10 protein-coding genes and 1 pseudogene are annotated in these 14,785 nt (G+C 64.9%); 8 read left to right on the top strand and 3 right to left on the bottom strand.

Going from position 1 to position 14,785, the window contains the following annotated elements; all coding sequences use genetic code 11:
* From pyk to ACNPAA_RS18995, 4 genes are all read left to right on the top strand, one after another.
* A partial coding sequence (gene pyk, locus ACNPAA_RS19010) for a pyruvate kinase (RefSeq protein ID WP_417891949.1) occupies positions 1-1,019 on the top strand: 1,019 nt, incomplete at its 5' end.
* A gap of 149 nt (positions 1,020-1,168) precedes the next feature.
* Positions 1,169-4,486 (top strand): mechanosensitive channel MscK, encoded by a 3,318-nt coding sequence (gene mscK, locus ACNPAA_RS19005; RefSeq protein ID WP_053288265.1) that lies wholly within the window; start codon positions 1,169-1,171, stop codon positions 4,484-4,486.
* Positions 4,487-4,606: 120 nt separating this feature from the next.
* Positions 4,607-5,215, top strand: coding sequence for a LysE family translocator (locus ACNPAA_RS19000; protein WP_053288264.1), 609 nt, complete (start codon positions 4,607-4,609; stop codon positions 5,213-5,215).
* 57 nt (positions 5,216-5,272) lie between these two features.
* Entirely contained in the window at positions 5,273-6,271 is a 999-nt protein-coding gene (locus ACNPAA_RS18995) for a beta-propeller fold lactonase family protein (protein WP_053288263.1), read from the top strand.
* Positions 6,272-6,334: 63 nt separating this feature from the next.
* On the opposite strand, the gene ACNPAA_RS18990 is transcribed toward ACNPAA_RS18995, so the two are convergent.
* Together ACNPAA_RS18990 and ACNPAA_RS18985 are read right to left on the bottom strand one after the other, a co-directional pair.
* The gene (locus ACNPAA_RS18990; RefSeq protein WP_053288262.1) at positions 6,335-7,075 is read right to left on the bottom strand and encodes a dienelactone hydrolase family protein; all 741 of its coding nucleotides are present in this window, start codon (positions 7,073-7,075) and stop codon (positions 6,335-6,337) included.
* Positions 7,076-7,220: 145 nt separating this feature from the next.
* Positions 7,221-8,459, bottom strand: coding sequence for a uracil-xanthine permease family protein (locus ACNPAA_RS18985; protein ID WP_041213272.1), 1,239 nt, complete (start codon positions 8,457-8,459; stop codon positions 7,221-7,223).
* A 317-nt stretch (positions 8,460-8,776) separates the two neighbouring features.
* Here ACNPAA_RS18985 and ACNPAA_RS18980 point away from each other — a divergent pair, with 317 nt between their 5' ends.
* Positions 8,777-10,051: a Hint domain-containing protein gene (locus ACNPAA_RS18980; protein ID WP_279977246.1), complete on the top strand. Its 1,275-nt coding sequence runs from the start codon at positions 8,777-8,779 to the stop codon at positions 10,049-10,051.
* A 116-nt stretch (positions 10,052-10,167) separates the two neighbouring features.
* Here ACNPAA_RS18980 and ACNPAA_RS18975 read toward each other — a convergent pair whose 3' ends face one another.
* The gene (locus ACNPAA_RS18975; protein WP_223918320.1) at positions 10,168-11,877 is read right to left on the bottom strand and encodes an NAD-dependent malic enzyme; all 1,710 of its coding nucleotides are present in this window, start codon (positions 11,875-11,877) and stop codon (positions 10,168-10,170) included.
* A gap of 221 nt (positions 11,878-12,098) precedes the next feature.
* Between ACNPAA_RS18975 and mobA the strand changes: the two genes are divergently transcribed.
* The 3 genes and pseudogenes from mobA to ACNPAA_RS18960 all read left to right on the top strand — a co-directional run bounded on the left by mobA (position 12,099) and on the right by ACNPAA_RS18960 (position 14,621).
* The gene (gene mobA / locus ACNPAA_RS18970) at positions 12,099-12,713 is read left to right on the top strand and encodes a molybdenum cofactor guanylyltransferase MobA (protein ID WP_052816381.1); all 615 of its coding nucleotides are present in this window, start codon (positions 12,099-12,101) and stop codon (positions 12,711-12,713) included.
* A pseudogene (mobB, locus tag ACNPAA_RS18965) lies at positions 12,710-13,195 on the top strand (molybdopterin-guanine dinucleotide biosynthesis protein B); the annotation flags it as partial. The gene mobA and the pseudogene mobB, both read left to right, overlap by 4 nt.
* A gap of 346 nt (positions 13,196-13,541) precedes the next feature.
* Complete coding sequence (locus ACNPAA_RS18960; RefSeq protein ID WP_052814934.1) at positions 13,542-14,621, top strand: FUSC family protein; 1,080 nt, start codon at positions 13,542-13,544, stop codon at positions 14,619-14,621.
* The last annotated feature ends 164 nt before the right edge of the window (positions 14,622-14,785 follow it).

Here is a 14,785-nt window from a genome sequence, read left to right as displayed (position 1 = left end):
TGGACGTCATCGAAATCACCGAGCGCGAAGTGATCTGTAAAGTGCTCAACAACGGTGACCTGGGCGAGAACAAGGGCATCAACCTGCCGGGCGTCTCCATCAAGCTGCCGGCCCTGGCCGAAAAAGACAAGCGCGACCTCATCTTCGGTTGCGAGCAAGGCGTTGATTTCGTTGCTGCCTCCTTCATTCGCAAGAAAGAAGACGTGCTGGAAATCCGTGAGCACCTGAAAGCCCACGGCGGCGAGAACATCCAGATCATCTCCAAGATCGAAAACCAGGAAGGCCTGGACAACTTCGACGAGATCCTGGCTGTCTCCGACGGCATCATGGTTGCCCGTGGCGACATGGGTGTCGAGATCCCGGTAGAAGAAGTGATCTTCGCCCAGAAGATGATCATCGAGAAGTGCAACAAAGCGCGCAAAGTGGTCATCACCGCCACCCAGATGCTGGACTCCATGATCAAGAACCCGCGTCCGACCCGCGCCGAAGCCGGCGACGTGGCCAACGCAATCCTGGACGGTACCGACGCAGTCATGCTGTCCGGTGAGTCCGCCAAGGGCAAGTACCCGCTGGAAGCCGTGACCATCATGGCCACCATCTGCGAGCGTACCGATGCCGTGATGCCGTCCAACCTGTCTGCTGCCAACGACAGCAACAAGCTGCGCATCACCGAAGCGGTCTGCAAAGGCGCGGTAGAGACCTCCGAGAAGCTGGACGCCCCGCTGATCGTGGTTGCCACCGAAGGCGGCAAGTCTGCCAAGGCCATTCGCAAATACTTCCCGAAAGCCTGGATCCTGGCCATCACCACCAACAAGAAGACCGCTGCCCAGCTGGTGCTGACCAAGGGTGTGGTTGCTCACGTGGTTGACTCCATCGCCTCCACCGACGACTTCTATCGCATCGGCAAAGAAGCCGCGCTGGAAATCGGCATGGGCGTGAAGGGTGACGTGGTTGTCATGGTCTCCGGTGCCCTGGTACCGAGCGGTACCACCAACACCGCCTCCGTTCACGTACTGTAATCAGTCCTGAACCGATGAAAGCGGCGCCTGTGGGCGCCGTTTTTTTTTATCTCTCCCCCTGCTGCCCCTCTTGCGCCGGTGCTAGAATCCACGCGGATTTTACCCTGGTGGAAAATCCCCCGAACATCGCATAATCACCCGGACGCTTTATGCTCTCAACACGCTTCAAAAGAGCCTCGGCCACCCTGCTGCCGCTGCTCTGTTTACTCATCACCTTCTGGACCCCGAGCACCCTGGCGCAGGATCTGCCCCAGCGCGCCACCGTGCAGCGGGCGCTCGACGCCCTCGGCAAATCGGACACCCCCACGGCCAGCCAGCAGGCGGACCAGAAGTTCCTGACTGACACCCTCTCCCTCCTCGACAGCATCGACAAGGAGAAGAGCAAGGCCAAAACCCAGAGCGAACGCCTGCGCACCCTGCCGGCAGAGCTCAAGGAGATCGGCGCCAAGCTCGACGCCCTGACCCAGGGCAAGAGCCCGGAGCAGCTCAAGAGCGAATACGCCACCATGAGCCTGGCGGAGCTCGATGCCCGCCAACCCGAGATCATGGCCAACATGCAGGCGGCCCAGGAGGCCCTTGGCACCATCGGCAGCCAGATCACCAACCTGCAGACCCTGCCGGAGCGGGCCCAGGCCAGCATGAGCCGCGCCTATCAGCGCAGCCAGGAGATCCGCACCCGCCTCAACGCCGGGGACGGGGTGAGCAGCGCCGAGAAAATGAAGCTTAATGCCGAACTGGCCCTGCTGGATCTGCAACTGGCCAACCTGCAAAAGGAGCTGGACAACCGCACCAGCATGCAGGATCTGGTGGTCAAGCAACGGGACTACCAGAGTGCCCGTCTCGCCAGTGAAGAGCAGAAACTGCAGGCATTGCAGGAGCAGAGCAGCGCCAAGCGCCTGGGGGACACCGAGAAGACCGCCGAAGAGACCGGCGAACTGGTGGCCGCCGAGGACAACCCCCTGGTGCAAAAAGAGCAGGAGCTCAACTACCAGCTCAGCCAGCAACTCATCAGCTCCACCAACAGCCTCAACACCCTGGCCCAGAAGAACCTGCAGGCGAAGAGCATGCTGGAGCGCGGCACCCAGACCGAGCGCAACCTCAATGAACAGGTGCAGATGCTCAAGGGCAACCTGCTGCTCTCGCGCATCCTCTATCAGCTCTACCAGCAACTGGAAGCGGCCCCCTCCACCCTGGTGAAGAACCTGGAGGAGCAGATCGCCGACCTGCACCTGGCCCAGTTCGAACTGAGCCAGCAGCGTGACCAGCTGTTCCAGAAGAACCAGTATCTGGACAACCTCATCGCCAGCAGCGGCGAGACGGTGAGCGACGAAGACAGGGCCAGCCTTGCCAAGCTCATCGACACCCGCATCGGCCTGCTGGATCAGCTCAACCGCCAGATGGATGCCCAGCTCACCAACGCCATCAGCCTGCAACTGACCCAGCAGCAGCTGACCCGGGTCTATGCCTCCATCGAGTTCACCCTGCAGCAGCACATCTTCTGGGTGAGCAGCAACAAGCCCATCGATGCCAAGTGGTTCATCACCTGGCCGGCCCAGGCCTTCAAGCAGGCCTCCGACTGGGTGCTGAAACCGGACTGGAGCGGCTGGGGCGACATGCTACTGGCGGTCTCCCTGCTCTCCCTGCCGCTGCTGCTGGTGGGCGGCCTGCTGCTGTGGAAGCGCGGCACCCTGCTCGAGCGCCAGAAGAAGATCGTCAAGGATCTGGGACGTTTTCGTCAGGACAGCCAGTGGCACACCCCCCGTGCCCTGCTGTTCACCGTGCTGCAACGCCTGCCGGGCACCCTCTTCATCCTGGCCGCCGGCCTGCTGCTCGCCTATTGCGGTCTGCTGAGCCCGAGACTCATCTTCCAGATCACCCTGAACCTGGCCCTCGGCTACCTGGTGTTCAGCGTCTACCTGTCGGTGATGCGACCGGGGGGCATCGGCGAGACCCACTTCCGCATGCCGCGGGACGAGCTGCAGGCCAAGCGCAACAGCATGCGCTACCTCTGGCTGCCCCTGCTGCCCCTCATCATGCTGTCGACCAAGGCGGTGGTGGAGCCCTCCTCCCTTGGCAACGACGTCATCGGCCAGGGCATGACCATGCTGCTGCTGGGGCTGACCGCCTACCTGGTGCTGCCCATCTCCCGCGCCCGCATCAAGGGCGAGGCGAGCATGTTGCAGACCCTGACCGCCGTCGCCCTGGCGCTGGCGCCGGTGGCCCTGATGGTGCTGGCAGCCCTTGGCTACTACTACACGGCTCTGAAACTCACCGGCAGGCTCATCGAGTCCTTCTACCTCATCATCATCTGGGGTCTGGTCTATCGCACCGCCCTGCGTGGTCTTGAGCTAGCGGCCCGTCGTCTGGCCTATCGCCGCGCGGTCGCCAAGCGGGAACACAAGACCCAGGAGGATGCGGAAGGGGGCGAAGCCATCGAAGAGCAGCCCATGGATCTGGAAGAGGTCAGCCAGCAGTCCCTGCGTCTGACCCGCATCATGCTGCTGCTGGTGTTCGGCGTCGCCTTCTACTGGCTCTGGTCTGATCTGGTGGCGGTCTTCACCTACCTCGACAGCGTGGTGCTGTGGCACAAGAGCGAGGGGACCGGAGCCAACGCCGTGCTCTATCCCATCAGCCTGAGCGACGTGCTGACCGGCCTGTTCGTGTTTGGTGCGGCTCTGTCGCTGGCCCGCAACCTGCCGGGCCTGCTGGAGGTGCTGGTGCTCTCCAAGCTGCGCCTCGCCCAGGGCACGGCCTACGCCTTCACCACCATGCTCAACTACGCCCTGATCGGGGTGGGCAGCCTGACGGCGCTGGCCATGCTGGGGGTCCAGTGGGAGAAGCTGCAGTGGCTGGCCGCCGGTCTCTCGGTCGGTATCGGTTTCGGCATGCAGCAGATCGTCTCCAACTTCATCTCGGGCATCATCATCCTGTTCGAGCGCCCGGTGCGGATCGGCGACACCGTCACCATCGGCACCATCTCGGGCACGGTCAACAAGATCAGGATCCGCTCCACCACCCTCACCGACTTCGACCGCAAGGAGGTGATCATCCCGAACCAGCAGCTGATGATAGAGCGGCTCATCAACTGGTCCCTGTCCGACACCGTCACCCGGGTCATCGCCCGGGTCGGGGTGGCCTATGGCTCGGATCTGGATCTGACCCGCAAGCTGTTGATGCAGGCCGCCATGGAGAACAGCCGGGTGCTGAAAGACCCGGCCCCCATCGTCTACTTCCTCACCTTCGGGCCCAGCACCCTGGATCACGAGCTGCGCTTCTTCGTGAGCGAGCTGGGGGATCGCAACCCGGCCATCGACGAGCTGAACCGCCGCATCGACGTGCTGTTCCGCGAGCATGGCATCGAGATCGCGTTCAACCAGATGGACGTCTACATCAAGAACATGCAGGGAGACGAACAGAAGGTGGAATCCCGCCCGGCGCTGCCGCCGGCAGGGAACCAGCCCGTCTGATCCCGCCCACTTCACAGGCCCCGTCACGGGGCCTGTTTTTTTCTGCCCGCCCCCCGCCTTGGAAAGCGCAGATCGCCCCCAATATAGGGAAGACAACGGACTGTCTGCACGAGGAACCCAATGGACTCTCTCTACGCCGTGGTGCTCTTTGCCATCTCGGCATCGGTCACCCCCGGCCCCAACAACATCATGGTGATGAGCGCCGGCGCCAGCGTCGGGATACGCAAGAGCCTGCCCCTGCTCATGGGGATCTGCGTCGGCTTTACCCTGATGCTGTTGCTGGTGGGGCTGGGCTTTGGCCAGCTCTTTACCCGCTTCCCCGAACTCCACATGTTCATCAAGTGCGCGGGCACCCTCTATCTGCTCTATCTTGCCTGGCTCATCGCCCGCCCGACGGACGGGATGGCTGACAGCAACGGGACCCACCCGTTCGGCTTTTTCAAGGGTGCCCTGTTCCAGTGGGTCAATGCCAAGGCCTGGGTGGTTGCCACCGGCGCCATCGCCGCCTTCACCAGCGCGGGGAGCGACCCCTTTGAGCAGCACCTCGTCATCGCCCTGACCTTCTTCATCGTCTCTTTCCCCTGCGTCGGACTCTGGCTCCTGTGCGGTTCCCTGCTCAAGCGCTGGCTGGCAAACGATCTTGCCCGTCGCCGCTTCAACCAGGTGATGGCGGCCCTGCTGGTACTGTCAGTGGTGCCCGTCATTCGCGAGATCCTGATCCCCGCCTGAGACGCCGGGACTCCCCTTTCCCTTGACCCGACGGATGGCCGTCGCAAAGGAGATGCAATGCAACAAGTGGTCTATGTGGCCAACCCGGTGAGCGGGTTGATCCATGTGTTTCGCCTCGAAGCAGGCACCCTCGCCCCGCTGCAGGAAGTGCAGACCGGCGGCGAGGTGCAGCCCCTGGTCATCAGCCCCGACCGGCGCTGGCTCCATGCGGGGGTGCGCCCCGATTTTCGGGTGCTGAGTTTCCCCATCGCCGCCGATGGGCGGCTCGGGGCCCCGACCTCGGCGCCGCTGCTCGGCAGCGCCTCCCACACCTGCACGGACGACAGCGGCCGCCTCTTCTTTGCCGCCTCCTACGCCTTCAACCACGTCACCGTCTCCCGCCAGGATCAGGCGGGCCGGATGCAGCCCCCTCACCAGCGTCTCGACCACCTGATGGCGGCCCACTCGGTCACCTGGCTTGCGGGGCAAAACGGGGAGCAGGAGCTGCTGGTGGCCTGCCTGAAGGAGGATAGGGTGCGCCGCTATGCCCTGGTGGACGAGAAGCTGGTTCCCCATCCCTTGGGGGACATTCACACCGCCCCCGGCGCCGGGCCCCGCCATCTGGCCCTGCACCCGGACAACGGCGATCTCTATTGCCTCAACGAACTCGATGCCACCCTCAATCGCTACCACAGGGAGGCGGACGGACAGATAGTGGCGCGCGAGAGCCTGGACATGCTGCCCCCAGGCTATGAGGGGGAGCGCTGGGGCGCCGACCTGCACCTGACCCCGGATGGACGTTTTCTCTACACCAGCGAACGGGCCAGCAGCCTGCTCACCCTGTTCGGCGTCTCCCCCCAAGATGGCGCCCTCACCCCCCTCGGCCACTTCCCGACCGAGGCCTGTCCCCGGGGCTTTGCCATCGACCACAGCGGCCACTGGCTCATCGCGACCGGGCAGCAATCCCATGAGGTGGCACTGCATGCCATCGACCCCGAAAGCGGCCAGCTCACCCCGAGCCCACGGAGCGAGGTGGGCAAGGGGGCCATGTGGGTGAGGGTGCTCGCCCTCCCCTGAGATGGCGAAAAACGGGCATAAAAAGAGCCATGGCACTGCCATGGCCTGCGTGAGCCGGCCCCCTCAGGAGCCGGTCACCTCCTTCAGGAAACCGGTGAAACGCTGCCAGGACTTGGCATCGGCATCGGCGCGGTAGTTGTCCGAGCCAAAGACGCTGAACGCGTGGGGGGCACCGCTGTAGCTGGTCGCCTCGTGCTTCACCCCGGCGCTCTCCAGCTCGGCCACCAGCGCCGCAAACTGACCCAGAGAGACCGCCTCGTCGGCGCTGCCGTGCTGGACAAGCAACTGTCCCTTCACCTCTTTGTAGTCCTGCCCGGCCGGGGTCTCCAGCCCGCCGTGTACGCTCACCACCCCTTTGAGATCCGCCCCGCTGCGGGCCAGCTCCAGCACGGCGGCGCCGCCAAAGCAGTAACCGAGGGCCACCGCATTGTCGAGCCGCCCCCCCTGCCTGCCCGCCTCCGCCAATCCCCCTTGCAGCAGGGTGCGCATCCTGGTCCTGTCCTGATAAAGGGCCCCGGTGAGGCGCTTCTTGTCTTCCACCGTGCCCGGCCTGACCCCGGCACCGAACAAATCTACGGCAAAGACACTGTAGCCCAGGGCCACCAGCATCTCGGCCCGCTTGATCTCGTAACCGTTGAGCCCGTCCCAGTCGTGCACCAGCACCACCAGAGGGGCATCCTTGTCGGTACCCGCCAGGTAATAGCCCTCGAACGGCTTGCCTTCGACCTCGTAGCGCACCGCACCGGCCTCGGCCGCGCCGCTCCCCATCAGCCCCAGCAGAGCCAGGATCCATGCCCTCTTCATCCTTTCGTCCTCTCCCGTCAATGGTGCTCCTGAGTGTAGCCGCTTCACATGGGGAGCCCGGGTTCAGTGGTAGGCAGGCAAAAAAAGAGAGGCCACCCGAAGGTGGCCTCTTTTTCATCATCTCAACGTACAGCAAGCCAGGCGCTTAATCCTTGGCGCTCTCCATGGCACCCGTTTCAGAGTGCTGGGGCAGGATGAGGTTCAGCAGGATGGCCGCCACCGAGGCCAGCCCCACACCCGCCAGGGCGAAGTCGCCAATCTTCATCTCCAGGGCGCCGACACCCACGGTCAGGGTCACCGCCACGATGGCGATGTTGCGGGACAGCCCCAGATCCACCTTGGACTCCACCAGGGTCTTGAGACCGATGGCGGCGATGGATCCGAACAGCAGCAGCATGATGCCGCCCATCACCGGCATGGGGATGGAGGTGAGCAGGGCGTTGAACTTGCCGAAGAAGGCCAGAATGATGGCGAACACCGCCGCCCAGGTCATGGTGACCGGGTTGAAGTTGCGGGTGATCATCACGGCACCGGTCACTTCCGCATAGGTGGTGACGGGGGGACCACCGATGAAACCGGCGAAGCAGACGCCGATGCCGTCACCGGCCAGGGTGCGGTGCAGGCCCGGATCCTTGGTGTAGTCCTTGCCGGTCACCCCGCCGATGGCGAGCACGCCGCCGATGTGCTCGATGCAGGGGGCGATGGCCACCGGCAGCATGAAGAGGGCCGCGGCCCAGTTGATCTCCGGGGTCTCGAAATGGGGCAGCGCCAGCCAGGGGGCGTTGACCATGCCATCGAAACTCACCTGGCCCATCAGCACGGCAGAGACATAACCGGCGATGACACCGCACAGGATGGGGATGAGCTTGATCCAGCCCTTGCAGAACACGGCGGCAATCAGGGTGACCGCCAGCGAGATGCCCGCCAGGGTCAGCGCCGTGGTGGCAGGCACCACCTGCTCACCGCCGGCACGGCCCATGGCCATGTTGCAGGCTACCTGGGCCACCGACAGGCCGATCACCATGATGACGGGACCGATGACCACGGGGGGCAGCAGCTTGTGCACGAAGCCCATGCCACGAGCGCGGATGATGGCCGCCAGGATGAAATACATGAAGCCCGCGGCAAACAGACCGAACATGGTGGAGGGCAGGCCCCAGGTCTGGGTGGCATAGATGATGGGGGCGATGAAGGCGAAGCTGGAGCCGAGGAAGATCGGCACCTGACGACGGGTGCAGAGCTGGAACAGCAGGGTGCCTACACCGGCGCCAAGCAGGGCCATGGAGGGGTTCAGACCGGTGAGCAGGGGCACCAGCACCATGGCACCGAAGGCGACAAACAGAATTTGCAGCCCGGCGACGCTTTGCTTGACCAAGGAAAACATGGGTATCCTTAATTTTTTGATAACTGACAGGGATATTTGACACTTTTCAGTCATCACAAGACGTTTTCAAGGCAGCCAACGGACCAAATGGCGTCATTTGTTGCCTTTTACTGCTTGGGGAGGGCATGAAACTGGCTTTTTAGGCGGGATTCGCTGCTACAAGCATCGAGGATGCGATTTTACGCACTTTTATGGCCAACGCCAATCGTTTTTCCGGCGAGTTGACATGACAAGGCTTTCAACTGGTCGACGCAGATATCCCCCCAACCCCCTCTCTATACTCGAAGGCGTGACCCCACACCGACAAGGAGTTCCCCATGTCACTGCCCTCGTTCAAACCCAGCCAGCGCCGGCTGCTGCTGGGTTCGGCCATCGCCCTGGCCCTGTTCGCCACCCCGCTGAGCTATGACTTCGACCACCACCAATGGCAGGCAAACCAGGCCCATGCCAAGTCCTGCTTCATTGCCGGTACCCGCATCCTGATGGCCGATGGCAGCGAACGCCCCATCGAGACCCTGCGGGTCGGCGATCGGGTGCGGGACAGGCATGGGCAGAGCAACCGCATCCAGGCCATCGAGCGGGTGGCGCTGGGGGCGCGCAGGCTCTACGGGCTCAATCATCTGCCCCCCTTCTTTACCGCCGAGCACCCCTTCCTCACCACCCGGGGCTGGGCGGCCATCGCACCGGCCATGACCCGCACCGAAAACCCGGCCCTCGCCGTGCTGCCGCTCTTTACCGGCATGCACCTGCTGGGTTGGTCAGAGGGGGGCAGCGCGGGCAACCTGGCGCTGGCGCCGCACCCTGTCGAACTGCCGGTGGCCTCCCTCTTCTGGGTTGATGCCCCGCCCGCCACGGCGCTGTTCAACCTGATCCTCGATGGCAGCCACAGCTATGTGGCCAATGGGCTGATCGTGCACAACAAAGGGGGGGATGGCGGCGGCAACAGTGGTAGCGGAGGCGGCAACAGCGGCGGTGGGGGCAGCAACAGCGGCGGCGGGGGCAGCAACAGCGGCGGCGGAGGCAGCAACAGCGGCGGTGGGGGCAATAGTAGCCACAGTGGAAACAATAGCGGAAATGGAGGCGATAGTAGCCATAACGGAAACAATGGCGGGGACGACAGCGGCCACGGCGGCGATGACCGTGGTCAGGGCGAACATGCCGGTGGCGACCAGCACGCTGGCGGCGATCGCCACGGCGGTGGCGACAAACATGCAGGCGGGGAGCGTCATGCCGGTGGCCGGGTGGACGACAACGGTGTGGACGCCGTCGACGCCAATGGCAACAAGCTTCGAGGTGATGGCAGCGTGGACGACAACGGTGTGGACGCCGTCGACGCCAATGGCAACAAGCTTCGAGGCGATGGCAGCGTGGACGACAACGGTGTGGACGCCGTCGATGCCAATGGCAACAAGCTTCGGGGCGATGGCAGCGTGGACGACAACGGCGTGGACGCCGTCGACGCCAATGGCAACAAGCTTCGGGGCGATGGCAGCGTGGACGACAACGGCGTGGACGCCGTCGATGCCAATGGCAACAAGCTTCGGGGCGATGGCAGCGTCGATGACCGCCTGGTGCCCCCGCCCGCTCAATAGGTGGCGGCGTCCTGCCCCGCACACACAGCAGGGCGGAAAACAGAGAGGGTGGCCTGGGCCACCCTCTCTGTTTCTATGGCATCGTCATGCCCGCGACACGTGCGGCAGGTCGCACCTCAGACCCGGCGATAGGGCAGGTAGACCGGCTCCCACATATGGCTCAGGATGTGCTCTTGCAGATCCTGACCGATGAGCGGGTGGGAGGGGTCGCGGCGCACGATATCCTTGAGCACTGCGGTCGCCACGTGCACCGAGATGTTGCGCAGCTCGCTGATCCTCGGGTAGACGGTGCCCCGGGCGAGATCCGCCTCGCTCACGCACTCCGCGAGCGCAAAGGCGGCGGTGGTGAAGATGTCCGGGCTTATCTCGCGGATCTGGCTGACGATGGCCGCCAGCCCCACGCCGGGGAAGATGAAGACGTTGTTGCCCTGACCGATGCGATAATCCTGCCCCTCATGGTGCACGTCCTTGAACGGGCTGCCGGTGGCGACGATGGCGCGCCCCTGGCTCCAGCGGAAGATGTCTTCCGGCAGGGCCTCGCAGTTGGCGGTGGGGTTGGAGAGGGGGAACACCATGGGGCGCTCGCAGTGGGTCAGCATCAGCCGGATGTGCTCCTCCTGGAAGGCGCCACCGGCGCCGCTGGTGCCGAGCAGCACTGTGATGGGCACGTGGCGCAGCACCTCGGTCAGCCCCGCCTTGCCCTGCAGATCCCACTGGGCCAGCAAGAGGCCCGGCTTGGCGTAGCGGCGCTTGTACTCATCCAGCCCCTCGCGGTTGTCACACACCAGCCCCTGGGTATCCAGGATGTAGATGCGATCCCGCGCCGCCTGCGGGTCAAGCCCCTCACGGATCATCCCCGCGCAGATCTGATCCGCCACCCCGACCCCGCCAGCCCCGGCCCCGTAGACCAGGTAGTGCTGCTGGCCCAGGGTTTCCCCCTTGGATTTGACGGCCCCTATGATGCCCGCCAGCACCACGGCCCCGGTGCCCTGGATGTCGTCGTTGAACGACGGCAGCGCCTGCTGGTAGCGGGCCAGGTTGTTGAAGGCGTTGGACTTGCTGAAGTCCTCCCACTGCAACACGGCGTTGGGGAAGTGGCGCTTGACCCCGGCCACGAACTTGTCGATGAAGTCGTCGTACTCCTTGCCGCGAATGCGCCTGTGGGGCTGCCCCAGGTACATGGGGTCATCCAGCAGCGCCTGGTTGTCGGTGCCCACGTCCAGCGCGATGGGCAGGCAGCAGGCGGGGTGGATGCCCGCCCCCAGGGTATAGAGGGCGAGCTTGCCGATGGGAATGCCCATACCCCCCACCCCCTGATCGCCGATGCCGAGGATCCCCTGGCTGTCGGTCACGACGATGATGCGCACCGCCTTGGCATCCATGTGGCGGGCGAGGGAGCCCATGTCATCGACGTTCTTCGGGGTGATGTAGAGGCCGCGCGGCTTCTGGAAGCGGTGGCTGAACTCCTGGCACGCCTTGCCCACGGTCGGGGTGTAGATGTAGGGAGTCATCTCCTCCACGTGGCGGGACAGGAGGGCGTAGAACAGGGTTTCGTTGCGATCCTGCAAGGCTCGCAGGTTCTGGTACTTCTCGATGTCGCTGCAAGCGCTCAGGAAGGCCTCATAGACCCGCTCCAGCTGGGCTTCGAAGGTCTGCACCTGGGGCGGCAAGAGGCCGCCCAGCTCAAAATCAGCCCGCTCCTGTTCGGTGAAGGCGGTACCCTTGTTGAGGTTGCGATCGTTGAGCAGATTGGTGCCCGTCAGCGCAACGGGGCGAAAATCGTGACCCTGTGCATCTTTCCACAGCAGATATTGTCCGGTAGCCATAGTCATTCTCTTTGATTTACATGAAGTTGCCATCAGGCAGGAGAGCAAGACTCAGAATGCTGGGGATCATATGACGTTTGCCGATCCGGTTTTGTGAGCTTGGACAAACCCTGCGGCCAAAGGCGCCTTTGCCGGGGCAGCCGAAGGTTGCTCCCGCGCCCGCCTTGGCGCAAGATCCCGACACGCCCCTGTGGGCATCCCTTTGCGAGCAACGGAGCACCATGACCCCTTCCTCTTCCCCCGTTTTTCTCGTCAGCGGCGTCATCCTAGCGGGCGGTCGCGCCACCCGCATGGGGGGCGATGACAAGGGCTGGGTGCCCCTCGCGGGCACTCCCCTGATCGAACACGTGCTGACCCGCCTGCGCCCCCAGGTGGACGAGGTGCTGATCAACGCCAACCGCAGCCAGGCTCGCTACCGGCAGCTTGCTCCCGTCATCGGAGATGCGCAGGCCGACTTCCAGGGGCCGCTGGCCGGCATGCTGGCGGGGCTGACGGCGGCCCGTCACGACTGGGTGCTGTTCGTCCCCTGTGACGGCCCCGCCCTGCCCCTTGATCTGATGACCCGCTTTCTCGCCGCCATCACCCCGGACACCGATCTGGTGGTGGCCCACGACGGGGAGCACCTCCAGCCCGTGGTCGCCCTGCTGCGCCGCGCCCTGCGCCCCTCCCTGAGCCAGGCGCTGGCGGACGGGGAGCGCAAGACCGGGGCCTGGTTTGCCCGCCACCGGATGGCGGTGGTGCCCTTTGCCGATCTGCCCGACGCCTTCGTCAACCTCAACAGCCCGGCCGAACTCGCCGCCTGGGAGACGAGGCTGCGGGAAAGGGGCGCGCCATGAGCCCCCTGCCCCTGCTCGGCTTCGTCGCCTGGAGCGGCACCGGCAAGACCACCCTGCTGGAGCGCCTCATCCCGCGCCTGGTGGCCCGCGGTCTGCGCCTCGGGGTGCTCAAGCACACCCACCACGCCTTTGACATAGACCAGCCCGGCAAGGACAGCCACCGCCTGCGCCAGGCGGGCGCCACCCAGGTGATGGCGGCCTCCGACCGGCGCCACGCCCTGATCCGGGAGACCCCGGAGGGGGAGCCCCCCTTCGAGGCGCTGCTGGCCCGCTTCGATGCGAGCGCCCTGGATCTGCTGTTGGTCGAGGGGTTCAAGCACAGGCGCTTTCCCAAGGTGGAGCTGTATCGCGCCGCCATCGGCCGGCCCCTGCTCTTCCCCGATGATCCTGACATCGTCGCCCTCGTGAGCGACGCCCCCCAGGCCACGACCCTGCCCCGGTTCCCCTTCGAGGATCTGGAGGCCATCGCCGACTTCATCTGCGCCCGGTTGCCCCTGCACGCCCCCCGTCAGGCCCCGCCGCCCCTTCGCCTCTGCGCCCGGCTGCTGGCGGCCCTGCCCCCATCGGCAGAGCAGGGCGTTGTGCCCGGCTTGCTCAGTCAGGACGAGGCGGGCACCCTGCTGGTGCGCCCGGTGGATGGGGGCCACGACAGTGCCAACTGCCGCATCGAACGGGCGCCGGGTAGCGCGGCCCTTCCCCCCGGCGAGCGGGTCATGGTGCGCCTGCCGACAGGTGCGCCCCCATGAACCGGAGAAACGACGCAGGTCAAGGCGAATGCCGTCCTCCTTGCTATCCTCACACCCCTGACCCGAGATATAGAGAACGCCCTTGCGCCTCAATGCCCCGCTCTCCCGCTTCGATCTGCTCATCTATGGCCGCTACCGCCTGGTCCACGGCCTGCGCATCGCCCTGGCCTTCACCCTCACCTTCCTGCTGACCCGGGAGCTCAAGCTGCCGGAGAGCACCTGGCCCCTCATCACCCTGGTGGTGGTGATGGGCCCCATCTCGTTCTGGGGCAACGTGCTGTCGCGCGCCCTGCAACGGGTGGTGGGCACCGTCTTTGGCGCCGCCTGCGGGGTGGTGGCCCTCTATCTGGAGCTCTACTCCCTGCCTCTCATGCTGGCCTGGTGCTGCGCCATCATGTTCCTGTGCGGCTACCTGGCGCTCGGCAAGCGCCCCTATGTGGGGCTGCTCATCGGCATCACCCTGGGGGTCATCGTCGGCGGGGTGCCCGGGGACATCGAGACCGCGATCTGGCGCAGCGGCGACGTCATCCTGGGGTCGGTGCTGGCCCTGCTGTTTTGCAGCATCTACCCCCAGCGGGCCTATACCCACTGGCGTCTGCAGATGCACGACACCCTGCAGCAGGCCGGGCGGCTCTACCACACCCACCTCTCCCCCAACGTGCTGGAGCGCCCCAAGCTCACCCGAAGCCATGCCCGCCTGCTCGCCAAAATAGTCAGCCTGCGCCCCCTGCTGGCCCCGGCGGTCAAGGAGACCCGCCTTGGCAGCCCGCTGTTCGAGGCGACCCAGACCACCCTTCGCAACAGCGTCTGCACCCTGGAGATGCTGGCCAACACCTATTGGCGGGATCGCCAGAGCCACTTCCTGATGCAGAGCCACCCGGGGCTTCGCGCCTGCCAGCAGGCGACGGAGTCGGTGCTCACCGAACTCGCCCTCATGCTCAAGAGCGGCGATACCACGGCGGCCGACCAGGCCATCGGCCGCCTGCAAGCCGCCGCCGCCAGGCTCGATGGGGACGCAAGCCAGGCGCCAGGCCAGGGACACGACCCCACCCTTGGCGGCTACCTCTGGCTCAATCTCCATCTCATCGAGCAACTCGCCCACCTCCATCGCCTGCTGGGGCTGGTGCTGCAACCCTATGCCAAGCCCTCGGCCCGCCCCTGATCGCGCCGCCTGCAACCGCCCACAAAAAAGCCCCGCCGATGCGGCAATGCTGATCAGTTAAGGATCCATTGACCGATCCTTCTGCTGTAGGACAATCCGGAACCAATCACTGGTTCCGGATTTTTTATGTCTATTGCAAACGATCTGAACGATGTTGTTGAGGC

Source organism: Aeromonas sp. PS2Canimalfood6, assembly GCF_048276795.1.
Lineage (GTDB): Bacteria > Pseudomonadota > Gammaproteobacteria > Enterobacterales > Aeromonadaceae > Aeromonas > Aeromonas caviae.
This window is presented reverse-complemented; position numbering and strand designations above follow the sequence as displayed.

Bases quoted from the DNA above. Each gene is read 5' to 3' on its own strand.
- mscK (WP_053288265.1), top strand. From the start codon at position 1,169: ATGCTCTCAACACGCTTCAAAAGAGCCTCGGCCACCCTGCTGCCGCTG.
- ACNPAA_RS19000 (WP_053288264.1), top strand. From the start codon at position 4,607: ATGGACTCTCTCTACGCCGTGGTGCTCTTTGCCATCTCGGCATCGGTC.
- ACNPAA_RS18995 (WP_053288263.1), top strand. From the start codon at position 5,273: ATGCAACAAGTGGTCTATGTGGCCAACCCGGTGAGCGGGTTGATCCAT.
- ACNPAA_RS18990 (WP_053288262.1), bottom strand. From the start codon at position 7,075: ATGAAGAGGGCATGGATCCTGGCTCTGCTGGGGCTGATGGGGAGCGGC.
- ACNPAA_RS18985 (WP_041213272.1), bottom strand. From the start codon at position 8,459: ATGTTTTCCTTGGTCAAGCAAAGCGTCGCCGGGCTGCAAATTCTGTTT.
- ACNPAA_RS18980 (WP_279977246.1), top strand. From the start codon at position 8,777: ATGTCACTGCCCTCGTTCAAACCCAGCCAGCGCCGGCTGCTGCTGGGT.
- ACNPAA_RS18975 (WP_223918320.1), bottom strand. From the start codon at position 11,877: ATGGCTACCGGACAATATCTGCTGTGGAAAGATGCACAGGGTCACGAT.
- mobA (WP_052816381.1), top strand. From the start codon at position 12,099: ATGACCCCTTCCTCTTCCCCCGTTTTTCTCGTCAGCGGCGTCATCCTA.